This is a genomic window from Bradyrhizobium sp. (genome assembly GCF_035309285.1).
Taxonomy (GTDB): domain Bacteria; phylum Pseudomonadota; class Alphaproteobacteria; order Rhizobiales; family Xanthobacteraceae; genus Bradyrhizobium.
Genome location: NZ_DATGFH010000111.1, coordinates 1 through 25,840, shown reverse-complemented (window position 1 = coordinate 25,840; position 25,840 = coordinate 1). Strand labels below are relative to the sequence as shown.

Sequence of the window (25,840 nt, the reverse complement as noted above, 5' to 3'; positions counted from 1 at the left end):
GCCGATCTGCATCCTCGCCAGCTGGCGGCCGATCCAGAAGCGCGTCAAGGAATACATGATCGCGTTCCTGGTGCTGGAAACCCTGATGGTCGGCACCTTCTGCGCCCTCGACCTCACGCTTTTCTACCTGTTCTTCGAGGGCGGCCTGATCCCGATGTTCCTGATCATCGGCGTGTGGGGCGGCCCGCGTCGGGTCTACGCTTCCTTCAAGTTCTTCCTCTACACGTTCCTCGGCTCGGTGCTGATGCTGCTCGCCATCATGGCGCTGTACTGGAACGGCGGCACCACCGACATCCCGATCTTGCTGCACACGGCCGTGCCGCGCGGCTTGCAGACCTGGGCGTGGCTGGCGTTCTTTGCCTCCTTTGCCGTGAAGTTGCCGATGTGGCCGGTGCACACCTGGTTGCCGGACGCGCATGTCGAAGCGCCGACGGCGGGCTCGGTAATCCTGGCCGCGATCCTCCTGAAGATGGGCGGCTATGGCTTCCTGCGCTTCTCGCTGCCGATGTTCCCGCTCGCCTCGTACGACTTCGCGCCGCTGATCTTCACGCTCTCCGTCATCGCCATCATCTACACCTCGCTGGTGGCCTTGATGCAGGAGGACATGAAGAAGCTGATCGCCTATTCCTCCGTGGCGCATATGGGCTTCGTCACCATGGGCATCTTCGCCGGCACCATTCAGGGTATCGCCGGCGGCATGTTCCAGATGATCTCGCACGGCATCGTCTCCGGCGCGCTGTTCCTCTGCGTCGGCATCGTCTACGACCGCATGCATACCCGCGAGATCGCGGCCTATGGCGGTCTGGTCAACCGGATGCCGCTCTATGCCTTCGTGTTCATGGTCTTCACCATGGCCAATGTCGGTCTGCCCGGCACCTCCGGCTTCATCGGCGAGTTCATGACGCTGATCGGCACCTTCAAAGTCTCCACGCCGACCGTGATCCTGGCAACGACGGGTGTGATCCTGTCGGCGGCTTACGCGCTCTGGCTCTACCGCAAGATCGTGTTCGGTACGCTGGTGAAGCCGTCGCTGATGTCGATCAAGGACATGACGTTCCGCGAATGCGTGACGCTATTCCCGCTGGTGGCGCTGTCGATCTTCTTCGGCGTCTACCCGAAGCCGGTGATCGACATGTCTGCCGCCTCGGTCCAGCTCCTCGTCCACAACTACGCCACCGCGGTGACGGCTGTGAAGGCCGCCGCACTGATGCATTAAGGCCTCTGCCATGAGCTTTGTCACCGCTGGTTACCAATTGCTGCCGGTCATGCCCGAGATGGTGCTCGCGGTCGGCGCGATGGCGCTGTTGATGCTTGGAGCCTATCGCGGGCAGGGTACGACCGCGCTGGTCACCGGGCTTTCCGTCTGCCTCCTGGTGGCGACCGGCGTGCTCGAGCTGATGCTCCCGGCGGGAAAGCTCTCGACCTTCGGCGGCAGCTTCATCGTCGACGACTTCGCCCGCTTCCTGAAGATCGTGGCGCTGATCGGCTCGGTCGCGACGCTGCTGCTGTCGGTGGAGTTCCTTGCCGACGCCTCGCAGCGCATCTTCGAATATTCGATCCTGGTCCTGCTCTCGACGCTCGGCATGATGGTGCTGATATCCGCCGGCGACCTGATCGTGCTCTATCTCGGGCTCGAGTTGATGTCGCTCGCGCTCTATGTCGTTGCCGCCAGCAACCGCGACAATGCGAAGTCGACCGAAGCCGGCCTGAAATATTTCGTTCTTGGCGCGCTGTCGTCGGGCATGCTGCTCTATGGCGCATCGTTGATCTACGGCTTCACCGGCACCGTCAGCTTCGCCGGCATCGCCGCGACTGCCAAGACCGGCAGTGTCGGGCTGGTGTTCGGCCTGGTGTTCCTGCTCGCCGGCCTCTGCTTCAAGGTCTCGGCGGTGCCGTTCCACATGTGGACGCCGGACGTCTATGAGGGCGCGCCGACGCCTGTGACCGCGTTCTTCGCTTCCGCCCCGAAGGTCGCGGCGATGGCCGTGTTCGTGCGCGCGGCGATAACGGCGTTCCCCGGGATTACGATCGAGTGGCAGCAGATCCTGGTGTTCGTCTCGATCGCTTCGATGGCGCTCGGCGCGTTTGCCGCGATTGGGCAGAAGAACATCAAGCGGCTGTTGGCGTACTCGTCGATCGGCCATATGGGGTATGCGCTGGTCGGGCTCGCGTCGGGCACGGCAGAAGGCGCGCAGGGCGTGCTGGTGTATCTTGCCATCTACGTGGCGATGACGCTTGGCTCCTTCACCATCGTCCTCGCGATGAAGCGGAATGGCCAGGCCTTCGAAGAGATCAGCGATTTCGCGGGGCTGTCGCGCACCAACCCGCTGCTCGCGTTCGTCTTCGCGATGTTCCTGTTCTCGCTCGCCGGCGTTCCGCCGCTCGCAGGCTTCTTCGCCAAATGGTACGTGTTCGTCGCGGCGATCAAGGCGGGTCTGTTCACGCTCGCCGTCATCGGCGTGCTGACCAGCGTGGTGGGCGCCTTCTACTATCTCTCGATCGTCAAGGTCATGTATTTTGACGAGCCGCTGACCAAGCTCGATCCGCTGCGCATCGAACTGGGCGCGGTGCTGGCGTTCACCGGTCTCTTCAATATCCTGTTCTTCGTTTATCCGGGGCCGCTGGTCAGCGTTGCGACCGCAGCGGCAAAATCGTTATTTTAAATGACCTTCACGCTCGGTCCGCGTGCCACATCCGCCGGTTACCGGCTCGCCGCTTTCGACCAGATCGGCTCGACCAACGCCGAAGCGATGAAGCGCGCCCGCGAGGGCGAGCACGGCCCAATGTGGTTCGTGACTTCGGAGCAGATTGCTGGGCGCGGACGGCGCTCGCGGCCTTGGGTCGCCCCGCGCGGCAATCTTGCCAGCAGCATCCTGGAAGTGATCGACGTGACGCCGGCGGTTGCCGCGACGCTGGGCTTCGCCGCAGGGCTCGCGCTGGAGCAGGCCCTGCGCAAGATCAGCGTCGAGGCAGCGATGCGGGCGGGCGCGGACGGCCTGCAATTTTCCCTGAAGTGGCCCAATGACGTGCTTGCCGGCCGCCAGAAGCTTGCGGGCATCCTGCTGGAAGCCGAAATGGTAGGGGCGCGCGGGCTCGCGGTCGTGGTCGGCATCGGCACCAACGTCGTTGCAGCGCCCGAGGGCACGCCGACGCCGGCGACCTCGCTGCGTGCGCTCGGCATCGATGTCGGCGCGGAAGAACTGTTTGCGGCGCTGTCCGACGGCTGGGCGGAGTTTCGCCGCATCTGGGACAATGGCCGCGGCTTCGGCGAAATCCGCAAGCTGTGGCTGGAGCGTGCGGCGGGCCTCGGGCAAGCCGTCGCGATCAAGTCGGCCGGCACCACGATCGAAGGCACCTTCGACACCATCGATGAGCAGGGCTGCCTGATAGTCCGCACCTCGGCTGGCCAGTTGCTGCCGATCACGGCAGGCGACGTCTATTTCGGCTCCGTCGCCTCTGCAGGAGCAACCTGATGGCGCGGCCGGATGAGCTGACCTTTGCGCCGCTCGGCGGCGTCGGCGAAATCGGCATGAACCTGTCGATCTACGGCCTCGGAAAGGGTCAGCAGCGCTCCTGGCTTGCGGTCGATCTCGGCGTCTCCTTTGGCGATGAGGAGCATCTGCCGGGCATCGATTTGATCATGCCCGACATCGGCTTCCTCGAGAAAGAGCGGAAGAACCTGGTTGGCCTCGTGCTGACACATGCCCACGAAGATCATTTCGGCGCCATCATCGATCTGTGGCCGCGGTTGAAATGCCCGATCTACGCGACCCAGTTCAGCGCCGCTCTGTTCGAGGCCAAATGCGAGTCCGAGCGCCAGCCGCCCAAGATTCCTGTGACCGTGGTGCCGTCCGGCGGATGCGTCGATATCGGTCCGTTCGGCGTTGAGTTCATTCCGGTCGCGCATTCGATCCCGGAATCGCATGCGCTCGCAATTCACAGCGAGATCGGCACGGTGCTGCATACCGGCGACTGGAAGATCGATCCGACACCGATCATCGGACCACCGACCGACGAGCGGCGGCTGCGCGAGTTGGGCGATGCCGGCGTGCTGGCGCTGGTCGGCGATTCCACCAACGCCGTGCGCGACGGCCGCTCGCCTTCGGAAGCGGAGGTGGCGAAGACCATCGCGAAGCTGGTGAAATCCGCCAGGGGCCGCGTCGCGGTGACGACCTTTGCCTCCAACGTCGCGCGTATCAAGGCGGTCGCCGACGCCGCCAAGGCAGCCGACCGCGAGGTCGTCGTGGTCGGCCGCGCCATGGAGCGCGTGGTGCAGGTCGCGCGCGAGACCGGCTATCTCGACGGCGCGCAGAATTTCCGCGGGATGGATCTCTACGGCCATTTTCCGGCCGACAAGGTGCTGGCGCTTTGCACGGGCAGCCAGGGCGAGCCTCGCGCCGCGCTGGCGCGGATCGCGAACAGCGATCATCCGCAGGTGACGCTGAACAAGGGTGACACCGTGATCTTCTCCTCGCGGACCATCCCCGGCAATGAGAAGGCGGTCGGTTCCATCATCAACGGCCTGGTGACGCAGGGCGTCGAGGTCATCACCGACCGCACCCATCTCGTGCATGTGTCCGGCCATCCCCGCCGCGACGAGCTGCGCGACATCATCTCCTGGGTCCGGCCGCAGCTTCTGATCCCCGTGCACGGCGAGGCCTTGCACCTGTCCGAGCACGCCCAGCTTGCGCGGGCCGCCGGCGTGCCGAAGGTGCTGACGTGCCGCAATGGCGATCTGGTCAAGCTCGGCCCCGGCGATCCCGGCATCATCGACGAATTGCCTTCGGGCCGGCTCTACAAGGACGGCACCATCCTTGAGGATGCCAAATCGCGTGCCGTGGTCGAGCGGCGGAGGATGGGCTTTGCCGGCTGCGCCTTTGTCGCCATCGCCATGACCGAACAGGGCGAGCTTGCCGACGATCCGGAGGTTGATCTTGTCGGCATCCCCGAGAAGAATAGCGCTGGAGAGGAACTCGACGACATCGTGTTCGATGTCGTGGTCTCGACGGTCGAAGGATTGCCGCGGGCACGGCGGCGCGATCCCGATGCGCTCGCCGAATCGGTGCGGCGGGCAGTGCGTTCGGCGCTGAACGAGGAGTGGGGCAAGAAGCCGCTCTGCCTCGTGCACGTGCTCGAAGTCTAGCGCGTGTTCCGCAAAAGTGGCTTTGCGATCGGAGCACGCGCACACTAGAAGTGGGAGGTGTCCATGCTTGGCCGGCTCAATCATGTCGCGATCGCGGTTAGGGATGCCGCGAAGGCCGCCAAAATCTACGGCGCGGCGTTCGGCGCCGAGATTTCGGATGCCGTGCCGCTGCCGGAGCACGGCGTCATCACCGTGTTCGTGACCCTGCCCAACACCAAGATCGAGTTCATCCAGCCGCTGGGCGAAGCCTCGCCGATCGCGAAATTCCTGGAGCGTAATGCCGACGGCGGCATTCACCATGTCTGCTACGAGGTCGCCGACATCATCGCTTCGCGCGACACCCTGATCAAGGAAGGGGCGCGGGTGCTCGGCGACGGCGTGCCCAGGATCGGCGCGCACGGCAAGCCGGTGCTGTTCCTGCACCCGAAGGATTTTTCCGGCGCACTCGTCGAGATCGAGCAGAGCTAGACCATGGCCTACACCATCTCAACCATGTTCGCGATCTACTTCGTGGTGTGGTGGATCGTGCTGTTTCTGACCCTGCCGTTCGGGATTCGCAGCCAGCACGAGGACGGCGTCGGCGCGCCCGGCACCGACCCCGGCGCGCCGATCGTAACCGGCATGGGTCGAAAGTTGATCTGGACCACGGTCATCTCGGCCGTGATCTTCGCGATCGCCATGCTCGCCTATAATGCCGGCTATCTCTCCATCGACAGGCTTTCGAAGCTGATGGGGATAGATTTCTAGCTCATGATCCGGAAAAGTGCGCAGCGGTTTTCCGAAGAGCCTGCCCTCGGGCCTGCCCTGAGGGATGATGCGCCAACAAAGTCGCCGCCGCGGGGGGAATAAATGAAAACGACGATGTTTGAGCGTATCGGGATCGGCCTCATGGTGCTGGTCATCGCAGGCATGGGAGCTGCTTTCTACACCGACTGGAAGCTGGCCGTTCAGGTGCGCAGCCTCAAAGCATTCGTCGAGGGCTATGTGTTTGCCGAAGCGGTCGCCGCCTGCGAGAAGACGCAGAGCTCGACACCGTTTAAATGGAACGGTGGCAAGAACACCTCGATCGTCGGGCTGAACTCGATCAAGCTCGACAAATACACGGTCATCGCAAGCTACACGCTCGTCGCCGACGGCGTTTATTGTGACTACGATCCGATCAAGCACAAGGCCAGTATCGGCAACAATTTCCTCGAGCGCGAAGATTTCTAGCTCAACTGTACGGGCGGGTTGCCATGCCTGACCAATATCGAATCCTGAAAGAGCCCGATCTCCGTGCCTATTTGTCGGCTCTGCCCGAGGTGTCGGGGAAGCTGGGTGGCGTCCCTGCGGATTGGACCATCACCGAGGTCGGCGACGGCAATCTCAATCTGGTCTTCATCATCAAGGGATCCACGGGCGGCATCGCCGTCAAGCAGGCCTTGCCTTATGTGCGGCTGGTGGGTGAGAGCTGGCCGTTGCCGCTTTCGCGCTCGCATTACGAATATCTGGCGCTGGTGCATCAGGCGAGGCTCGCGCCGAGCCTTGTGCCGGATGTGCTGCACCACAACGAAGCGCTGGCGCTGGTCGCGATGGAGCTGCTCGAGCCGCATATCATCATGCGCAGGGGCCTGGTTGCAGGGACCATCTATCCGCGCTTTATCGACGACATCACGACGTTCCTGGCGCAGACGCTGTTCTTCAGCTCCGATCTGGCTATGCCAGCCGCGGCCAAGAAGGAGGGGATCGCCGCCTTCGCCGGCAACCACGCGCTCTGCAAGATCACCGAAGACCTGATCTTCACCGATCCTTATCGCGTGGCCGAACAGAACCGCTGGACCTCGCCGTGGCTCGACGCCACCGCAGCGGCCTTCCGCGAGGATCTCGATGTTCATGTCGCGATCTCCCGCCTCAAGCTGAAATTTTTGGCCTCGCCGGAAGCGCTGATTCACGGCGATCTTCACACCGGATCGATCATGGTGACCGAGCGCGAAACGCGGGTGATCGATCCGGAATTTGCCTTCTACGGGCCGATGGGGTTCGATATCGGCGCGGTGATCGGCAATCTGCTCATGAGCTACCTGGCCTCGGCCGGTCATGAGCGTGCGCCGGGGGAGCGCCACGCGTTCGAGACGTGGGTCCTGGAAACCGTCGAGAAGGTGTGGACAGAGTTCTCGCGAAAATTCCTGAAACTCTGGCGGAGCGAGGCCAAGGGCGACGCTTATCCGCCGACGCTGTTTGCGGGCGGCAAGGGCGCAGAGCGCCTCGAAACAGAACGGCAAGCGTACATGGCGCGGCTGTTCGCCGATACGGTCGGCTTTGCCGCGGCCAAGACCATCCGCCGCATCCTGGGGCTCGCGCACAACATCGACTTCGAATGGATCGAAGATGAAAAGATGCGCGCCCTCTGCGAGGCGCGCAGCCTGCATCTCGCCCGCGACATGCTGGTGAATACGGCTTCTTACGCCGCGATCGGCGCCGTAACCAGGGCGGCGCGAGAAGCGCGCGACTGGCAGCCAAATTTCGCTCGTTGATGGCTACTCGGCGGCCTTGGCCCGCAGCCGCTGCGCATAGACGTTGATGACGAGCGCTGCCAGCAGGATCAGCCCGCGGATCAATATTTTCAGGAAGCTGTCGATGTTGACATGGTCGAGACCGTTGTTCAGCACGCCGAGCACGAACAGGCCGACGATGGTGTTGCCGATGCCGCCGCGGCCGCCGAATAGGCTGGTGCCGCCGACCACGACCGCTGCGATCGAGTCGAGGAGATAGGTGTCGAACTCGTTCTGCTGTGCGCTGCCGAAATGGGCCACCCCCAGCATGCCGCCGATCCCGGCGCAGACGGCCGCGATCACCATCACGCTGCCGAGGATCAGATTGACGTTGAGGCCCGAATACTCCGCTGCCTCACGGTTTCCGCCGACCATGTACACGTAGCGGCCAAAGCGCGTGTAGGTGAGCACGAGATGGCCGCCGAGCAGCATCACGGCCGCGACAATCACGATCCAGGGAATGCCGCCGATCGAGGCTGAGCCGAGCGTCGAGATCAGCGGCGGAACCTTGTAGGCGATCTGGCCGCGCACCAAAAGCGCCGAGATACCGGCTGCGATCTGCATCATCGCGAGCGTCATGATGAAGGAGGGGATTCCGATCAGCGTCAGCCCGAGGGCATTGATGAGGCCGAGGAAGGCGCAGAGCAGGAGCGCGAGCAGGATCGCGGCCCATCCCGGCAGCGGGATGTTGGCGATGTTCACGTAGGACTCCTGCATGGTGAAATAGGCCACCGCAATACCCGTGACATTGGCGATGCTGGCAATCGACAGATCGATCTCGGCGCAGAGGATGACGAACGTCAGCCCGACGGCAATGATACCCGTCACCGAGACCTGGGTGAGGATATTGCCGACATTGTCGATGGTGGCGAAGGAGGGGCTTGCCACGGCGAAGAAGGCGGAGAGAAGGATCAGCGTCAGGAACGGCGCGATATTGCGCATCTGCGAGCGCAGGAAGGAGGCGATGCCTTTTGGCCCGTGCTCCTTCGCCTGAACTGTTTCACTGCTCGCCATCATGCTTCTCCGTCATGCCGCTTCCAGCAGGCGATCCTTGCTGACGACATCGCTCGCGAATTCACGCACCAGCGCGCCGCGCTTAAGCACCAGGATGCGATCGGCCAGCGACAGCACCGTCTCCGGTTCGGTCGACAAAACGATGATCGCAAGCCCCTTGGCGCGCAAATCCTTGACGATGTTGATGACGTCGTTCTTGGCGCCGACGTCCATGCCTCGCGTCGGCTCGCACAAGACCAGAAGCCGCGGCGGATAGGTCAGCCACTTCGCCAGCGCCACTTTCTGCTGGTTGCCGCCGGAGAGCATGCCGAGGTCGAGCCCCACGACCGGGGGCCGGATCTGGAGCTGCTCCACCTGGCGCCTGGCGATCGCCCGCTCGCGGGCGGGTTTGAGCAGCAGCGCCGAAATCCGCTCGAGGATGCTGATCGAGATGTTCTTGTAAACCGGCTCCTGGTGGAACAGCATGGCACGCCGGCTTTCGGGCACCAGCGCGACGCCGGCGCGCCGGGCGTCGGCCGTGCTTGCGAAGGTTTTGCGCCGGCCGTCGACGGCCAGCGTTCCACCATCGGGCTTCAGCTTGCCGAACAGGATCCGCGACAGTTCGTGCTGCCCGCAGCCCATGAAGCCATAGATGCCGAGCACCTCGCCGGAACGGGCTTCGAAGGAGACGTCCTGGAGACTGCGAGCCAAAGAGAGCCGGTCGGCCTTCAAAACGGCCGGTGTCGGGCTTGAGGGCGGGAGCATGAGGTCGTCGGTATAGCTGTGCTCGAGCACCTCGCGGCCCTTGCCGATCATGGCTTCGATCAGCGCGCCCTTGGTGGTCGCAGCCGCCGCGGTTTCCGCGACCTGGCGGCCGTTGCGGAACACGGTGACGGTGTCGGAGACGCGCAGAATGTCCTCGATGAAATGCGAGATGAAGACGATCGCGGTGCCTTCGTCGCGAAGCCGCCGCAGTGTTGCGAACAGCCGTTCGGCTTCCGGCGGAGAGAGCGCCGAGGTCGGCTCGTCCAGGATGACGATGCGCGCGCCCGAGAACAGGACGCGGGCAATCTCGATCAATTGCTGCAGCCCGATCGGCAGATCACCCAGCCGGGACATCGGATCGACGTGGATGCCAAATCGCGCGAGTTGCTCGCCCGCCTCGCGCGCCATCCGTCGCCATTGCACGAGGCCCAGCCGACTGGTCGGCTGCGCACCGAGAAACACGTTCTCGGCAACCGAAAGGTCGGGCGCGACGCTGAGCTCCTGATGCACCATGGCGATGCCGGCGGCGCGCGCGTCGCGCGCCGACCGGAAGCGGGTCTCCTGGCCGTCGAGGAGGAAGCGGCCGGAAAACTCCGGATGCACGCCGGCGATGATCTTCATCAGCGTGCTCTTGCCCGCGCCGTTCTCGCCGACAAGACCATGGATCTCGCCGGCGGACAGCGCAAAATCGACCCCACGCAGCGCCTCGACGCCGCCGAAGGCCTTGCTGATCCCCTTGAGCTCGAGGAGGGGGGAAGAGCCTTTCGGCATGGCTCAGATCAGGAAGTGAGTCTCCATCCACTGCATGCCCGGCGCATTGGCCTTCGTCACGACCGGGCCGTCGGTGACGACGTTCTTGGGGATTCCGCCCTGACCGGTCTTCTCGCCGGCAGCGACCGCGGCAACGCCCGCGACGATGGCGCCACCGTGGATGCGGCAGGAGGGGTTGCGGACGGTTGCGAACATCCGGCCTTCACTCACGGCCTGGATTGCGGGCGGCATGGCGTCGACCCCGCCGATCAGGATGTTGGTGCGGTTGTGGGCCTTCATGATGTTGTAGGCGGCGAGCGCCATGTCGTCATTGTGGAAGAACGCGGCGTCGATCTGCGGATATTTGGTGAGATAGGTCTCCCACAGCCGTGCGGTTTTCGAGACGTCCCAATCGGCAGGCTGGGTGTCGAGAACCTCGATGTTCGGATATTGCTTGACGACGGAATTGAAGCCTCTGGCGCGACCCTGCGCGCCGGTGTGGCCAAGTGCGCCCTGCGTCATGATTACTTTACCCTTGCCTTTTAAGGCGTTGACGAGAGCTTGCGTCACCGAGGCGCCCATGAAGTCGTTGTCTGGCGCGAGGAAGGAATGAACGTTGATCTGGTCGAGCGGCGCGATCAGCGTATCCATGTCGATCACGGGCGTGCCGGCGTCGATCATCTTTTGCACGGGCTGCGTCAGCGTACCGATGCCGAAGGCCTGAATGGCGACAAAGTCCCATTTCTGCGAGGCCATGTTGTCGATGGCGGCGCGCTGCTTGACGGCATCGAGCTGGCCGTCGAACCAGGTCACCTCGACGTTGAAGAGCTTGCCCCACCATTCGGCAGCCTGCTTGCCCTGGGCGCACCAGGTGGCCTGCAGGCCGGCGTTGGAGAAGGCCGCCTTCAGCGGCTTTTCCGATCGCCCCACTTCGGCTGCCAAGGCTGCTGGGGCTATGCCCAATCCTCCGAGGAAGGCGGTCGCAGCGCCGGCGACTGCTGCCGTCTGAAGAAGATCGCGTCTCGTAGTTGAGGGTTTGTCATTCCCGGACATCGCTCGCTCCCTTGTTGCCATGTTTTGCCACCGACGGCGTCATTGCGCGCCGCGGAAGAGGGCAGTGTCTCACAATCACGATGTTCCCGCTACCGCTTGACCTCCGAGAATGGTTCATGCTGTCGGCATTTCAGGTGTCGCTCTGCGAGACCCTATCCCGAACGTCGGCCTGCAGTCGCTTCCAGGCTCCGTCGATGTCCGCCGTCCAGTCCGCGCCCGCCAGCTCACGCAGCGTTGCTTGGATCATGCTGAAGAAGGCGAGGAAGAGATCACGCGGCGTGCCGTACGCGTCATGAGAGGATACCTCGCATTCGATCATGCGGAATTTGCCGCTGCGCTCGCCGGCAAGGTCGAGGATTGATTCGATAGTCAGAGCCAGCATCGAGCCTTTGACGAGTTCGCTGCCTTCGGTGCGAAACATCGCCCGGGTCTCCGGATGCGCGCGGTGCAGGCGCTCATAGACCAGCGGCGTCAGGTCCTCGCAACGGGAGGCTGCGATTTCAAAACTGCGCTCAATCGGATTTGCCGATGACATGATCAGGAATTGCGATGATCGCCCGGCAAAAAAAGAGCAGGGCGACAAGCCCTGCTCCAGAAATTGTGTCGACCCTGTTTTCCCGCAATTTCGGATTTGTTGTTGATTGGCGGGGCGACGCTGCTTTTTTTGCGCGTCAGGGTTCCTCCCGAGACTTGGACCACCAGACCTGACCTTGCGGCTAGCCTGAGCCCGTAGTCGTAGACCATGTTTTTCGACTTGTCACCATTTTCGGCAACGAATGTTCAAACTTCATGCAGATTTGGAAATGATTGGAAATTGCCCACCTTGAACTGCATAGGTATGCATCGATTTGCGATATCGGTATTATGGTAGGAGATCGTCTTGCCACACGAGGGGCAAAAGCCCTCAACGGTCCGGTTATTTCCGAGCCGTGCTCAAGAAGATAATTGGCCCGCTTGGTGCTTTATTTGAGGCCATTGTGGCCTTGGAGACCTCGACGAGCCACGTGACCGGTGATTAGTCTCGGCTCAACCGATGGGCTACTCGCGGATGCGCCGGAACTACCAGAGATTTCTTCCGATCGTCCTGATCGCGCTGATGGTGCAGATTTTGGCGCCAATCGGCGCGTGCTGGGCAGCGGCCGTGGCCGCCTCCGACCCGCTGAGCACCGCGGAAATCTGCCACGACACGGCGTCCACCCCGGGCCAGCCAGACGGTCAAGGCAGCCAGCACCACGAACATGATGGGGCGTGTGCGATCTGCTGCCTTGCAGGCGTCACTGCCTCGATCGACACGCCGAAGCTCGAGGCGTTTGCGGTTCCCTATCGCGAAACCGCGCGCACCGCCTGGCATGAGCAGGCGAGTTACGTCTCGGGTTCGCGCACCGGTTCCAACGCGCAGGCGCGGGCGCCTCCTTTGTCGATGTGAGTGAGCGGCCTCGCGAGGCCGTCGAGATCTTCACATCCTGACAATTGCGGAGCTTTTGATGTCTTTCCGTCTCAAGGGGACGAGCCTTGCCGGGCTCGCCGCTACCCTTTTTCCTTTTGGCCAAAGTCCGGCCCACGAGATCGTCGGCAATCGCTTCTTTCCGGCGACCCTCGGCATCGACGATCCCGGCGTCAACGACGAGCTGGCTGTTCCGACCGTCGATAGTTTTCACAATGGCGATGACCCGCCCGTCAGGCAACGCGACATCTCCGGAGAGTTCTCCAAACGCATCACGGATGACTTCGCGATCTCGTTCGGCTCGACCTACACCTTCCTGAATCCGACCGACCCGATCGCACCCGGCGCCAATGGATTCCAGAATCTCGATACGACATTCAAGTACCGGGTTTTCAAAAACCCCGAACATGAGTTCGTGATGTCGGTGGGCTTGAGCGTTGAGTGGGGTGGCACCGGCAGCGAAAAAGTTGGCGCCGAATCCTTCAACCGCTACGCACCGAACATCTATTTCGGCAAAGGATTCGGCGATTTGCCGGATACATTCTCCTGGATCAGGCCGGTCGCAATCACCGGCCAGGTCGGTTATTCGATTCCCGCGGAGAATTTCACCACCACCTTCGGCATCGATCCTGACTCCGGCGCGCTGATCACCGACACCGAATTCAATCCGCGCGTGCTGAACTGGGGAGGAACGATCCAGTACAGCATGCCCTACCTGAAATCGGCGGTGATCGACCTCGGCCTGCCGGATTTCTTCAATCACCTGATCCCGCTGGTGGAGGCGAACCTGCAGACGCCGGTCGCCAACACGATGACCTCGGGCACGCTGACCACCGGCACCATCAACCCGGGCGTCATCTGGGTCGGCAACACCTTCCAGTTTGGCGTCGAGGCGCTGATACCGATCGACTGGCAAAGCGGCAGCAATATCGGCGTGATCGCGCAGCTTCATTACTATCTGGACGACATCGATCCCCACGGTATCGGCAAGCCGCTGTTTGGCGGCTCCACGCAACCGGCAAGCCCCTTCCCAAGGTGACGAAACATGAAAAGCATTTCTTTAGCTGCACTCGCTTTCCTTGTTCTGGTGCTCGCAACCGGCGCGGCCGACGCTCACGCCCTTCTCGACCGTGCCGAGCCGCGGGTCGGCAACAGGGTCGCGGCGCCGCCGCGCGAAGTCACCCTGTGGTTCACGCAGAACATTCGGCCGGTCTTCAGCAGCATCACGGTGACCAACGCGGCCGGCGAGCGCGTGGACACTGGAAAGGCGCAGGTCAGGGGCAACCAGATGTCGGTCCCGCTTCGCGTGGGCGGCTCAGGAACCTATCACGTGAATTGGCATGTGCTTTCGATGGATAGTCATACGACCAACGGCAATTTCACGTTTCAGGTCGGTCAGTAGATATCTTGGGATGAGCTCATCTCGCGGAAACAAGTAACTGGGAACAGGAGAAACTCCAATGAAGCTCGAAAGACTGTTGCTGGCATCGATCAAGAGCGCCGCGCTGGGCGCTGGGTTGATTGCATGCCTTCTCGCTGCACCTTCCGCCTGTGCCGACGAGGTCAAGGCCGGTGATCTCGTCATCAGCCAGGCCTGGGCCCGCGCGACGCCCGCTGGGGCGAAGACTGGCGGCGGCTACCTCACCATCGAGAACAAGGGTAGTGTGCCCGATAAATTGATCGGTATTAGCGCCGACGTGGCCGGCAAGATCGAGGTACATGAGATGACGACGACCAACGGCGTCATGAAGATGCGCCCGGTCGAGGGCGGGCTGACCATCGATCCCGGCAAGACCGTGAAGCTTGCGCCGGGCGGCTTGCATCTCATGATGATGGATCTGAAGAGCCCGCTGAAGCAGGGTGACAAGCTACCGGTGACCTTGCAGTTCGAGAAGGCCGGCAAGGTCGCGGTGACGCTCGACATCGAGGGCATTGGCGCGCAGGGGCCCGGCGGCAATATGGGCGGCGGCATGGACATGAAGAAGATGGACCACAAGGGCATGAAGATGTGAGGCCAGCGATGTCCATCCGCCTTTACATTTTATTTGCGGCCGCGCTGCTCGCCGCGTCGCCAGCGAGCGCGCACGTGTTCCTGCAAGGCCGCCAAGCCGCGATCGGCGCGGACTACAACGCTGTGTTCGTGGTCCCGCACGGCTGTGCGGGTTCACCGACCACAAAGCTCCGGGTGCAGATTCCCGAAGGCGTGATCGCGATCGAGGCCAAGCCCGTCGCGGGCTGGACTATCGAGACGGTCAAGGGCAAGTACGCGAGCCAATACGATTACAAGGGCGCGAAAGTCTCCGAGGGCATCAAGGAAGTCGCATGGAGTGGCGGCAAGCTGCCGGACAAGACGCGGCAGGAGTTCGCGATCGAGACCTATCTCACCAACGGCCTCAAGCCCGGCACGACGCTTTATTTCCCCCTCATACAGGAATGCGAACAGGGCGTGAGCCGATGGATCGAGATGCCGCCTGAGGGGGCCCATTCGCATGAAGGCAAATGGCCGGCCCCCGGCGTAAAGCTGACCAAGCCCTGATGCGGTTTCTTGTAACCCTGCTGCTCTTCATTTGCCTGACCGGCGAGGCCTCGGCCCATGCGTCGCTGGCCTATACCGAGCCGCGCGACGGCGCGGTGCTGCCGCAGGCTCCCAAGAGTGTGGAGTTGCACTTCAACGAAGCCGTCACTGCGGGAGCGGTGCATCTCATCGATGCGACCGGTAAGCTTCGCAGCGATGCGGTCGTCGATGCCAAGGGCGAGGCGATATCCATCGCACTGCCGGAGACTTTGCCGGAAGGTACGCAAATTGTCAGCTACCGTGTCATCTCGCAGGACGGCCATCCTGTGGCGGGATCGCTCACCTTTTCCATCGGCGCGCCGACCGCCAACAAGACGCCTGAGACTGCCGACGCTAAGATCAACGCCCTGATCTGGCTGACGCGCATCGGGCTCTATTTCGGACTGTTCGCCGGAATCGGCGGGGTGTTCTTTCTCGATTGGATCGCGCGGGAGAGGGCGGCGTCCACTCTGATGTTGTCCGCGCTGATTATCGGCATCGTCAGCAGTGTGGCCTCGCTGGGCCTCCAGGGGCTCGATGTCCTCGGCCTGCCGCTTGCCGGCATGTTGGCCGCGGCGCCCTGGACGATCGCGCTTGGCACCAGCCTCGGGCCCTCGTTGTTGATTGCGATCGTCTCGCTGATCCTCGGCGTCGTCGCGCTGAGAGGCAGCGCCGGGATGTCTCGTGGATTTTCGGTAATCGCGCTGGCAGGCGTCGGTTTATCGCTCGCCGTCAGTGGGCATGCTGCGACCGCGCCGCCGCAGGCGCTGACGCGGCCGACTGTGTTTCTCCACGGCGTAGCCGTCGCCTTCTGGCTGGGGGCGCTCGCGCCGCTGGCGGCCATTGTCCGGCGATCAAAGCCGGCGGCGCTGCCGATCGTGAACCGGTTTTCGCGCATCGCAGTACCCGTCATTGGCTTCCTCGCGCTGACGGGACTGGTGCTTGCGATCGTCCAGCTCGAAAGCTTCGCCGCGCTGGTTCAAACCAAATACGGCATCATCCTTTCGACCAAGCTCGTGCTTGTCGCCGCGCTGCTTGGCCTCGCCGCGCTCAATCGCTTTCGCCTCACGCCAGCGCTGGCGCGCGATGCTGCGGCGACAAAGCCTCTCGCGCGATCCATCCTGTTCGAGTGCGCGCTTGCATTTGGCATCCTCGCGGTCGTCGCCGGCTGGCGCTTTACGACGCCGCCGCGCTCGCTGGTCCCCGACGCGCCGCTCGCTGTCCACATCCACAGCGACAAGGCGATGTTCCAGGTGCTGGTATCGCCAGGCAACGTGGGCTCGGATGATTTCACCCTTCAGCTCATGAACGGCGACGGCACGCTTCTGCACGCGAAGGAGGCGACGCTGACCTTGAGCCTGCCGGAGCGCGGCATCGAGGCGATCGAGCGTCAGGGCGCGCTTGGACCGGACGGCTACTGGCATGTCGGCAAGGTGCCGCTCACCGTGCCCGGGCGTTGGCACATGCGGATCGATGCGCTGGTTACCGATTTTCAGGAGATCACGCTGGAGGACGATCTCGACATTCCCACCCAATGAGTATCGGCGCGAATGAAACGCCAGAAAATCCGCTCACTTGGCGGGTTTTCCTCGCGTCCGGTCTTGTGTTTTCGGCTTCAATCCGCTTTCACTCTCGTCTCCTCAAGCGAATCCGAGCTTAGCCCATGCGCCTGTCCCGTTTCTTTCTGCCGATCCTGAAGGAGAATCCGAAGGAAGCGGAGATCGTTTCGCACCGGCTGATGTTGCGCGCCGGCATGATGCGGCAGGAGGCGGCCGGCATCTATGCCTGGCTGCCGCTCGGCTTTCGCGTGCTGAAGAAGATCGAGAGAATCGTGCGCGAGGAGCAGGACCGCGCCGGCGCGCTGGAATTGCTGATGCCGACGCTGCAGCTTGCCGATCTGTGGCGCGAGAGCGGCCGCTACGACGCCTATGGTCCGGAAATGCTGCGCATCGCCGACCGCCACAAGCGCGAACTCCTTTACGGGCCGACCAACGAGGAGATGATCACCGAGATCTTTCGCGCTTACGTGAAGTCGTACCGCAACCTGCCGCTCAACCTCTATCACATCCAGTGGAAATTCCGCGACGAGCAGCGCCCGCGCTTCGGCGTGATGCGCGGCCGCGAATTCCTGATGAAGGACGCCTATTCGTTCGACCTCGATGAGGCGGCGGCGCGGCGCGCCTACAACAAGATGTTCGTCGCCTATCTGCGCACCTTCGCGCGCATGGGACTGAAGGCGATCCCGATGCGCGCCGAAACCGGACCGATCGGCGGCGACCTCAGCCACGAGTTCATCGTGCTCGCGGAGACCGGTGAGTCCGGCGTGTTCTGCAACAGCGATGTTCTCAACTTGCCGATCCCGGGCGAGGGCGTCGATTACGATGGCGACCTCACGCCGATCATCAAGCAATGGACCTCGGTCTATGCCGCGACCGAGGACGTGCACGACGCTGCCCGCTTCGAGAGCGAAGTGCCGGCGGACAAAAGAGTGCGGACCCGCGGTATCGAAGTCGGTCAGATCTTCTATTTCGGCACAAAGTACTCGGACTCGATGAAGGCCCTTGTCGCCGGACCCGACGGGGTCGAAGTGCCGATCCACGGAGGCTCCTACGGCGTCGGCGTCTCGCGGCTTGTCGGCGCTATCATCGAGGCCTGTCATGACGATGCCGGCATCAAATGGCCGGAGCCGGTCGCGCCCTTCCGCGCGGTGATCCTGAATTTGAAGCAGGGCGCTTCCGATACGGATGCGGCGTGCGAGAAGCTCTACGCCGAGCTCGCGGCAAAGGGCGTCGACGTGCTCTATGACGACACCGACCAGCGACCCGGCGCCAAGTTCGCGACCGCCGACCTGATCGGCATTCCCTGGCAGATCATGATCGGGCCGAAGGGCCTTGCCGAAGGCAAGATCGAGCTCAAGCGCCGCGCCGACGGCTCGCGCGAAAATCTGTCGCCCGCTGACATTCTGGCGCGCTTCTGATTGGGTGTTGTGCGGGTCTGACGACAGACGCGGCTGCGACCCGGACAACGATCTCATCGCGTGAAGGCCCGCCCGCGTCAAGTTCCGCCAAAGCGGACCATGAAGTTTTGCGCATGGTGATTCGCGTCCTTAAGCGTGAGGAAAACTCCGGGATTAATTGGCCGCGGCAGATTTAGGGCACTATGATCATCCGGTTCCTCCAAGGATTCGCGAAACCCAAGAAACCAGCCAAATAGTTCGTGGGAAGCCATTGAAGACAAAGAAAAAACCATAATCGTGAGCTTATCGGGCGATGGACGAGACCATGAACGAACCGCATCAAACCGTGCCTTTCGCAGCATTTGAGTGGATGTTGTCTGCGCGCTACTTGCGCGCGCGCCGCAAGGAAGGCTTCATCTCCGTGATCGCCGGCTTCTCCTTTCTCGGCATCATGCTGGGCGTCGCCACGCTGATCATCGTGATGGCCGTCATGAACGGCTTCCGGAAGGAATTGCTCGACAAGATCCTCGGCCTCAACGGCCATATTCTGGTGCAGCCGCTGGAATCGCCGCTGACCGACTGGAAGGACGTCGCCGACCGCATCAGCCAGGTGCCGGGGATTAGGCTGGCAGCACCCGTGGTCGATGGCCAAGCGCTGGCGTCATCGCCCTTCAATGCCTCGGGCGTGTTCGTGCGCGGCATCCGCGCCGACGATCTGAACAACCTCACCTCGATCGCCAAGAACATCAAGCAGGGCACCCTGGAAGGGTTTGACCAGGGCCAGGGCGTGGCGATCGGTCGCCGGCTCGCCGATCAATTGTCGCTGCATGCCGGCGACAGTATCACGCTGGTCTCGCCCAAGGGCGCAGTGACGCCGATGGGTACCACGCCGCGTATCAAGCCCTACAAGGTGACGGCGGTGTTCGAGATCGGCATGTCCGAATATGACTCGACCTTCGTGTTCATGCCGCTGCCGGAGGCGCAGGCCTATTTCAACCGCGTCAATGACGTTTCCGCAATCGAGGTCTTCACAACCAATCCGGACAAGATCGCAAGCTTCCGGAAAGCGGTGACGGAAGCGGCCGGCAGGCCGGTGTTCCTGGTCGACTGGAGGCAGCGCAACTCGACCTTCTTCAACGCGCTTCAGGTCGAGCGCAACGTGATGTTTTTGATTCTCACGATGATCGTGCTGGTGGCCGCGCTGAACATCATCTCCGGCCTGATCATGCTGGTAAAGGACAAGGGCAGCGACATCGCGATCCTGCGCACGATGGGCGCCTCGCAGGGCTCGATCATGCGGGTGTTCCTGATCACCGGCGCCTCGATCGGCGTGGTCGGCACGCTGACCGGGTTCATTGTAGGGCTGGTGATCTGCATGAACATCGAATCGATCCGCCAATTCCTGTCGTGGGTCACCAATACCGAGCTGTTCGATCCGACGCTCTACTTCCTCTCGAAACTTCCTGCCGAGGTCGATTTTGGCGAGACCACCGCGGTCGTGGTCATGGCGTTAACACTGTCGTTCCTGGCGACGCTCTATCCGTCCTGGCGCGCCGCGCGCCTCGATCCAGTCGAAGCGCTGCGGTACGAGTGAGGGGCTGATGGCGGAGGGGGCGGAAGCGCAAGATGTACCGGTCATCTATCTCCACGAGATAAAACGCCAGTACATGCAGGGCGAAGCGCCCTTGGTGATCCTCGACGGCGCCAAACTTGCGCTATGGGCGGGGCAGTCGGTGGCGCTGGTCGCGCCCTCCGGCTCCGGCAAGTCGACGCTGCTGCACATCGCGGGGCTCCTGGAGAGCCCCGACGACGGCGAGGTCTATGTCAACGGCGCGCCGACCTCGCAGCTTTCCGACATGGAGCGCACCCATATCCGGCGCAACGACATCGGCTTCGTCTACCAGTCGCACCGGCTCTTGCCGGAGTTCTCCGCGCTGGAAAACGTGATGCTGCCGCAGATGATCCGCGGTCTCAAACGGTCGGAGACGGTCAAGCGCTCGAACGAGATCCTCGCCTATCTTGGCCTTGGCGACCGCGTCAAGCACCGCCCGGCGGAGCTTTCCGGCGGCGAGCAGCAGCGGGTCGCGATCGCGCGCGCGGTCGCCAATGCGCCGCGAGCCCTGCTTGCGGACGAGCCGACCGGCAACCTCGATCCGAATACGGCAGATCACGTGTTCCAGGCCTTGATGCAGCTCGTGAAGGCGACGAACGTCGCGATGCTGATCGCCACCCACAATATGGAGCTCGCCGGCCGCATGGATCGCCGGGTCTCGATCGCCGAGGGCAAGATCGTCGAGCTCGACTAGACTCAACGCTGCGCCCGCTGGCCGGCAGCGCGCATAGAACGGTCTAGTAAGCGCGGCGATGGTGGCGGAGCGGCTGCGCGGCGACGCCGGCATTTGCTGAATACGGATTGACTTCGCAGTCGGCCGAGATTCCCGAGGCTGACATTTTGCATTGGGCAATCGACGTATAGCGACAGTCAAAATACCCGACGCGGCCATACACGTGCAGGCAAACCGGATAGCCAGGCGCGTAGGTTTGTGCGGCCGCCGGCGTTCCAGTGAAGGCCGTTCCGAGCGCGAGCATCACCGGCGCCAGAATTCGCACCTCTTTCGCGACATCCAGCAGGCCGAAAAGGATCCTCATTCGCGCGATCTCCGCTGGCTTTGCCGAAAGATAGCGCAGGGAAAGCCATTGCGGTCAACTCACGTTCGCGCGGATAGCCCACGTCTGAGAGTTCTCCGCATCGATTCGCGTTCGGCTCTCATGAGCATCTCGCGCAGAACACTTCTGCGAGATGCTGCGTCACTTTTCTGACTCAATTGAGGCGCGCGTTGCCTTATTCGTTTCCAATTCGATCGTGGAACCGTCGCAAATCCAAAAGTTCCAGAAGTGCCTGCGGCACAACATTAACTTGAGTTAACGCGAAAGGCGCTTTCGCGATGAGTGTTGCGGTCGAGTTACAGCAATTTGTGCCGACACTGGTAAGAGGCACGCTCTGGCCTGGGGGCCACGGCAACAAACTGGAACTGGATTCGAGAATGAAGAAGTTGATGCTCGTCACTGCAAGTCTCGTCGCGCTGGGCGCGGCGGCACCTGCGGTTGCGGCTGACCTTGCGGCGCGGCCTTACACCAAGGCTCCGCCGATGGTGCAGGCTGCGTACGACTGGAGTGGTTTCTACATCGGTGTCAACGGCGGCGGCGGGACCAGCCACAATTGCTGGACGATCGTCGGTGGCCTCTCGGAGGGCTGCCATGATTCGACCGGCGGCGCTGTCGGTGGTCAGATCGGCTATCGCTGGCAGCAAGGTCCGATCGTGTTCGGCGTGGAAGCGCAGGGCGACTGGGCCGACTTCTCCGGCGACAATGTCAGCACGGCGTTTCCGGGCGATCGTGACCAGACCAAGATCGATGCGTTCGGTCTCTTCACTGGCCAGGTCGGCTATGCCTGGAACAACGCGCTGCTCTACGTGAAGGGTGGTGCGGCTGTGACCGACAGCAAGTACAACATCCTCGGCACCGTCACGGGCGCGCTGCTGGCGTCCGCCAGCGAGACCCGCTGGGGCGGCACCGTCGGCGCAGGCTTCGAATACGGCTTCACCCCGAACTGGTCGTTCGGCGTCGAGTACGACCACCTGTTCATGGGCACGTCGACCAACAGCTTCGTCGGCCCGGCCGGCTTCCTCGGCTCCGACAGCATCAAGCAGGATGCCGACATCTTCACCGCCCGTCTGAACTACAAGTTTGGCGGCCCGCTCGTCGCGCGCTACTGATCGCGTTACGACCGAAACGCTCTACGGCGGATCGAACAGCCCCGGCTTCGGCCGGGGCTTTTTTTATCTCTGCAAATCGGCCCGATGATGAGCCCCTGACCCTGAATTAACCAAGCTGCGGCTTCCCCAGCCAAGAGCCTTTACAAAAGAACAAAAAAGGAACAATGTTCCCTCTATGTTCTAGAGAGGGAGGCTCCCATGTTGCGGATTTTCGTGGAAGAAGCGGCGGCTCTGGCGTCGATCACGCTGTTTGTCGGCATGATCGCGGTCTGGGCGCAACTGTTGGGCCAGCTTTGATTTTCCTGATCCACGCCTGTTTGACTGGTGTTTGGGGAAAAGCCGGACGGCGTTGCCAATTTGCGGCTTGTTCGTGGACTCCGTCCGCTTGAGGCATCACCATCTGAAACGCGAGTCGGCCTTGAGGTCGCTCTGATCCCTCAAGCTTGCAACGAAAAGCATGTCCGGCGCCGGTTTCATCCATCTCCACGTCCACTCGGCCTTTTCGTTGCTGAAAGGCTCGATCAAGATCAGCAAGCTCGGCGAGCTCGCGAAAGCCGACCGCCAGCCGGCGCTGGCCTTGACCGACACCGACAACATGTTCGGAGCGCTCGAGTTCTCCGACAAGATGGCGGGCTACGGCATCCAGCCGATCGTGGGCCTCGAGCTTGCGGTCGATTTTGGCGACCAGGATCCCAACGCGCGGAGCGCGGTCGGTCCGTCGCGCATCGTGCTGCTCGCCGCGCGCGAGCGCGGCTACCGGAGCCTGATGCGGCTGAACTCGCGCGCATTCCTGGAGACGCCGGTCCATCAAACCCCGCACATCAAGTTCGATTGGCTCAACGACAATGCAGATGATCTGATCGCGCTGAGCGGCGGTCCCGATGGACCGATCGCGCTGGCGCTCGCGGCGGGGCACGCCGAGCTTGCGGCCGTGCGCTGCGAGCGGCTCGCGGGCTTGTTCGGAGACCGCCTCTATGTCGAGCTGCAGCGCCACGGCGTCGACAAGGAGCGCCGCATCGAGGGCGGCCTGATCGATCTTGCCTACACCAAGGGCCTGCCGCTGGTTGCGACCAACGAGCCATATTTCGCGGGCAATGACGACTACGAAGCGCATGATGCGCTGCTCTGCATCGCCGGCGGGAAGCTGATTGCCGAGACCGATCGCGAACAGCTTACGCCCGATCACCGCTTCAAGACTCGCGCCGAAATGGCGGTGCTGTTCGCCGATATTCCGGAAGCGTTGGCTTCCACAGTCGAGATTGCCCAACGCTGCTCGTTCCGTCCGATGACGCGCAAGCCGATCCTGCCGCGCTTCACGGTTGGCGCCGGATCGGGCTCTGATGCGGCGACCGAGGAGGCGGCCGAGCTGAAGCGCCAGGCCGAGGAGGGGCTTGCGCGGCGGCTTCAGGTACACGGCCTGTCGCAAGGCGCGACGGAGGAGGACTACCACAAGCGTCTTGCCTTCGAGATCGATGTCATCAACCGCATGAACTATGCGGGCTACTTCCTGATCGTCTCCGACTTCATCAAATGGGCCAAGGCGCACGAGATTCCGGTCGGCCCCGGTCGCGGCTCCGGCGCGGGCTCGCTTGTCGCCTGGGCGCTGACCATCACCGACCTCGATCCGATCCGCTTTGACCTGCTGTTCGAACGCTTCCTCAATCCGGAACGCGTCTCGATGCCGGACTTCGATATCGACTTCTGCCAGGATCGGCGCGGGGAGGTGATCTCCTATGTGCAGCAGCGCTACGGCCGCGACCAGGTCGCGCAGATCATCACCTTCGGCACGCTGCAGGCGCGCGGCGTGCTGCGCGACGTCGGGCGCGTGTTGCAGATGCCGTATGGGCAGGTCGACAAGCTGACTAAACTCGTGCCGCAAAACCCCGCGGCACCTGTGACACTGGCGGCTGCGATCGCAGGCGAACCCAAGCTGCAGGCCTTCCGCGACGAAGACCCGGTGGTGGCGCGCGCCTTCGACATTGCCCAGCGCCTCGAAGGCCTGACGCGCCACGCCTCGACCCACGCCGCCGGCATTGTGATCGGCGATCGACCTTTAAGCGAATTGGTGCCGCTCTATCGCGATCCCAAGTCCGACATGCCGGTAACGCAGTTCAACATGAAGTGGGTCGAGCCGGCGGGCCTTGTCAAATTCGACTTCCTCGGCCTCAAGACGCTCACCGTGCTCGATGTCGCGGTGAAGCTGTTGAAGCAGCGCGGCGTCAACGTCGATCTCGCAACGCTGCCGATTGACGACGCCGCAAGCTACCAGATGCTCGCACGCGGCGACGTGGTCGGCGTGTTCCAGGTGGAAAGTCAGGGCATGCGGCGCGCGCTCGTCGACATGCGTCCCGACCGCTTCGAGGACATCATCGCGCTGGTCGCGCTGTATCGGCCGGGCCCGATGGCGAACATTCCGACCTATTGCGCGCGCAAGCATGGCGACGAGGAGCCGGAATACCTGCATCCGATCCTGGAGCCGATCCTCAAAGAAACCTTCGGCGTCATCATCTACCAGGAGCAGGTGATGCAGATCGCCCAGCAGATGGCGGGCTACACGCTTGGTCAGGCCGACCTCCTGCGTCGCGCCATGGGCAAGAAGATCCGCGCCGAGATGGAAAAGCAGCGCGAAGTCTTCGTCGCGGGCGCGGTCAAGAACAACGTGCCGAAAGGGCAGGCGGAGACAATCTTCGAGCTGCTCGCCAAATTCGCCGACTACGGCTTCAACAAGAGCCACGCAGCGGCCTATGCGCTGGTGTCCTACCACACCGCCTATATGAAGGCGCATTATCCGGTGGAGTTCTTGGCGGCTTCGATGACGCTCGAGCTCAACAACACCGACAAGCTCTCGGAATTCCGCTCCGAGGCGCAGCGGCTCGGCATCAAGGTCGAGGCGCCCAACATCAACCGCTCGGGTCCGACCTTCGAGGTCGGCGACAACACGATCTATTACGCGCTCGCCGCGCTGAAGGGCGTTGGCCCCCAGGCGATCGAGCAGATCGTGGAGGAGCGCAAGAAGGGCCGCTTCACTTCGCTTGCCGATTTCGCCGCCCGCGTCAGCCCGCGCGCGATCAACAAGCGTGTCATCGAGAGCCTCGCCGCCGCCGGCGCCTTCGACACGCTCGAGCCCAACCGCGCCCGGGTCTTTGCCGGCGCGGATGCGATCCTCGCGGCGTGCCAGCGCAGCCATGAAGCGGCGATGTCGGGCCAGAACGACATGTTCGGCAATGCTGCGGACGCCCCGACCATCATGCTGCCGCAGATCGAGCCCTGGCTGCCGGCCGAGCGGCTGCGACGCGAATATGACGCGATCGGTTTCTTCCTTTCCGGTCACCCGCTTGACGACTACGCCACCGCCTTGAAGCGGCTCAGGGTGCAATCCTGGGCGGAGTTTTCCCGCGCGGTGAAAACCGGCGCGACCGCCGGGAAGGTTGCCGCCACCGTGGTCTCGCGCATGGAGCGGCGCACCAAGACCGGCAACAAGATGGGCATCATGGGCCTCTCAGACCCGACCGGCCATTTCGAGGCCGTGTTGTTCTCCGAGGGGCTCGCGCAATATCGCGACGTGCTGGAGCCGGGAGCTGCCGTGCTGCTGCAGCTCGGCGCCGAATTGCAGGGCGAGGACGTCCGCGCGCGGGTGCTGCACGCCGAGCCGCTGGATGATGCCGCGGCCAAGACGCAAAAGGGTTTGCGGATCTTCCTGCGCGATACCAAGCCGCTCGACTCGATCGCCAAGCGGCTGCAGCCGCCGGCAGGCCAATCCGGCAGCGGCGATATCGCGCTGGTGCTGCGTCTCGATATGCAGACCGAAGTCGAGTTCAAGCTGGAGGGCCGTTTCCAGGTATCGCCGCAGATCGCCGGCGCGATCAAGGCGGTGA

Annotated in this window: 24 protein-coding genes; 19 read left to right on the top strand and 5 right to left on the bottom strand. The window is 62.9% G+C overall.

Going from position 1 to position 25,840, the window contains the following annotated elements; genetic code table 11:
- From VKR55_RS22295 to mtnK, 8 genes are all read left to right on the top strand, one after another.
- Positions 1–1,216: NADH-quinone oxidoreductase subunit M (locus tag VKR55_RS22295; RefSeq protein WP_324406684.1), on the top strand; the 1,216-nt coding region annotated here is incomplete at its 5' end.
- Between the two features lie 10 nt (positions 1,217–1,226).
- Positions 1,227–2,663: an NADH-quinone oxidoreductase subunit NuoN gene (gene nuoN / locus VKR55_RS22290; RefSeq protein ID WP_324406683.1), complete on the top strand. Its 1,437-nt coding sequence runs from the start codon at positions 1,227–1,229 to the stop codon at positions 2,661–2,663.
- Entirely contained in the window at positions 2,664–3,473 is an 810-nt protein-coding gene (locus VKR55_RS22285) for a biotin--[acetyl-CoA-carboxylase] ligase (RefSeq protein WP_324406682.1), read from the top strand.
- Positions 3,473–5,143, top strand: a complete 1,671-nt coding sequence (locus VKR55_RS22280; protein ID WP_324406681.1) for a ribonuclease J — start codon at positions 3,473–3,475, stop codon at positions 5,141–5,143. Before VKR55_RS22285 ends, VKR55_RS22280 begins: the two co-directional genes overlap by 1 nt.
- A 63-nt stretch (positions 5,144–5,206) precedes the next feature.
- On the top strand, positions 5,207–5,611 hold the full coding sequence (gene mce, locus VKR55_RS22275) for a methylmalonyl-CoA epimerase (RefSeq protein WP_324406680.1): 405 nt from the start codon (positions 5,207–5,209) through the stop codon (positions 5,609–5,611).
- Between the two features lie 3 nt (positions 5,612–5,614).
- Positions 5,615–5,890, top strand: a complete 276-nt coding sequence (locus VKR55_RS22270) for a DUF1467 family protein (RefSeq protein ID WP_324406678.1) — start codon at positions 5,615–5,617, stop codon at positions 5,888–5,890.
- 102 nt (positions 5,891–5,992) lie between these two features.
- Positions 5,993–6,355 carry a hypothetical protein gene (locus VKR55_RS22265; RefSeq protein WP_324406676.1) on the top strand — a complete coding sequence of 121 codons (363 nt, stop codon included), beginning with the start codon at positions 5,993–5,995 and terminating at the stop codon, positions 6,353–6,355.
- Positions 6,356–6,378: 23 nt separating this feature from the next.
- Positions 6,379–7,656, top strand: a complete 1,278-nt coding sequence (mtnK, locus tag VKR55_RS22260; RefSeq protein ID WP_324406673.1) for an S-methyl-5-thioribose kinase — start codon at positions 6,379–6,381, stop codon at positions 7,654–7,656.
- Positions 7,657–7,659: 3 nt separating this feature from the next.
- Here the strand turns inward: mtnK and VKR55_RS22255 are convergent, their stop codons facing one another.
- From VKR55_RS22255 to VKR55_RS22240, 4 genes are all read right to left on the bottom strand, one after another.
- Positions 7,660–8,688, bottom strand: coding sequence for an ABC transporter permease (locus tag VKR55_RS22255; RefSeq protein WP_324406672.1), 1,029 nt, complete (start codon positions 8,686–8,688; stop codon positions 7,660–7,662).
- A gap of 12 nt (positions 8,689–8,700) precedes the next feature.
- A complete protein-coding gene (locus tag VKR55_RS22250; RefSeq protein ID WP_324406671.1) occupies positions 8,701–10,203 on the bottom strand; it encodes a sugar ABC transporter ATP-binding protein in 1,503 nt (500 codons plus the stop codon).
- 3 nt (positions 10,204–10,206) lie between these two features.
- Positions 10,207–11,235, bottom strand: coding sequence for a sugar ABC transporter substrate-binding protein (locus tag VKR55_RS22245; RefSeq protein WP_324406670.1), 1,029 nt, complete (start codon positions 11,233–11,235; stop codon positions 10,207–10,209).
- A 130-nt stretch (positions 11,236–11,365) separates the two neighbouring features.
- On the bottom strand, positions 11,366–11,656 hold the full coding sequence (locus VKR55_RS22240) for a globin family protein (RefSeq protein ID WP_414642414.1): 291 nt from the start codon (positions 11,654–11,656) through the stop codon (positions 11,366–11,368).
- A gap of 612 nt (positions 11,657–12,268) precedes the next feature.
- On the opposite strand from VKR55_RS22240, the gene VKR55_RS22235 reads away from it, so the two are divergent.
- From VKR55_RS22235 to VKR55_RS22195, 9 genes are all read left to right on the top strand, one after another.
- Positions 12,269–12,661: a DUF2946 domain-containing protein gene (locus VKR55_RS22235; RefSeq protein WP_324406668.1), complete on the top strand. Its 393-nt coding sequence runs from the start codon at positions 12,269–12,271 to the stop codon at positions 12,659–12,661.
- A 58-nt stretch (positions 12,662–12,719) separates the two neighbouring features.
- Positions 12,720–13,718, top strand: coding sequence for a hypothetical protein (locus VKR55_RS22230; RefSeq protein ID WP_324406667.1), 999 nt, complete (start codon positions 12,720–12,722; stop codon positions 13,716–13,718).
- 6 nt (positions 13,719–13,724) lie between these two features.
- Positions 13,725–14,081 carry a copper resistance CopC family protein gene (locus tag VKR55_RS22225; protein WP_324406666.1) on the top strand — a complete coding sequence of 119 codons (357 nt, stop codon included), beginning with the start codon at positions 13,725–13,727 and terminating at the stop codon, positions 14,079–14,081.
- Between the two features lie 58 nt (positions 14,082–14,139).
- The gene (locus VKR55_RS22220; protein WP_324406665.1) at positions 14,140–14,691 is read left to right on the top strand and encodes a copper chaperone PCu(A)C; all 552 of its coding nucleotides are present in this window, start codon (positions 14,140–14,142) and stop codon (positions 14,689–14,691) included.
- 8 nt (positions 14,692–14,699) lie between these two features.
- Positions 14,700–15,215 (top strand): YcnI family protein, encoded by a 516-nt coding sequence (locus tag VKR55_RS22215; protein WP_324406663.1) that lies wholly within the window; start codon positions 14,700–14,702, stop codon positions 15,213–15,215.
- Positions 15,215–16,771, top strand: a complete 1,557-nt coding sequence (locus VKR55_RS22210; RefSeq protein WP_324406661.1) for a copper resistance CopC/CopD family protein — start codon at positions 15,215–15,217, stop codon at positions 16,769–16,771. The genes VKR55_RS22215 and VKR55_RS22210 overlap by 1 nt, the downstream gene beginning before the upstream one ends.
- A 125-nt stretch (positions 16,772–16,896) precedes the next feature.
- Positions 16,897–18,210 carry a proline--tRNA ligase gene (gene proS, locus VKR55_RS22205; RefSeq protein ID WP_324406660.1) on the top strand — a complete coding sequence of 438 codons (1,314 nt, stop codon included), beginning with the start codon at positions 16,897–16,899 and terminating at the stop codon, positions 18,208–18,210.
- A gap of 292 nt (positions 18,211–18,502) precedes the next feature.
- Positions 18,503–19,783 carry a lipoprotein-releasing ABC transporter permease subunit gene (locus VKR55_RS22200; RefSeq protein ID WP_324406658.1) on the top strand — a complete coding sequence of 427 codons (1,281 nt, stop codon included), beginning with the start codon at positions 18,503–18,505 and terminating at the stop codon, positions 19,781–19,783.
- A gap of 7 nt (positions 19,784–19,790) precedes the next feature.
- Positions 19,791–20,495 (top strand): ABC transporter ATP-binding protein, encoded by a 705-nt coding sequence (locus tag VKR55_RS22195; protein WP_324406656.1) that lies wholly within the window; start codon positions 19,791–19,793, stop codon positions 20,493–20,495.
- A 43-nt stretch (positions 20,496–20,538) separates the two neighbouring features.
- Here VKR55_RS22195 and VKR55_RS22190 read toward each other — a convergent pair whose 3' ends face one another.
- Positions 20,539–20,838 (bottom strand): DUF3551 domain-containing protein, encoded by a 300-nt coding sequence (locus VKR55_RS22190; RefSeq protein WP_414642413.1) that lies wholly within the window; start codon positions 20,836–20,838, stop codon positions 20,539–20,541.
- Between the two features lie 395 nt (positions 20,839–21,233).
- Between VKR55_RS22190 and VKR55_RS22185 the strand changes: the two genes are divergently transcribed.
- Positions 21,234–21,965: an outer membrane protein gene (locus tag VKR55_RS22185; RefSeq protein ID WP_324406654.1), complete on the top strand. Its 732-nt coding sequence runs from the start codon at positions 21,234–21,236 to the stop codon at positions 21,963–21,965.
- 457 nt (positions 21,966–22,422) lie between these two features.
- Positions 22,423–25,840: DNA polymerase III subunit alpha (gene dnaE / locus VKR55_RS22180; RefSeq protein WP_324406653.1), on the top strand; the 3,418-nt coding region annotated here is incomplete at its 3' end.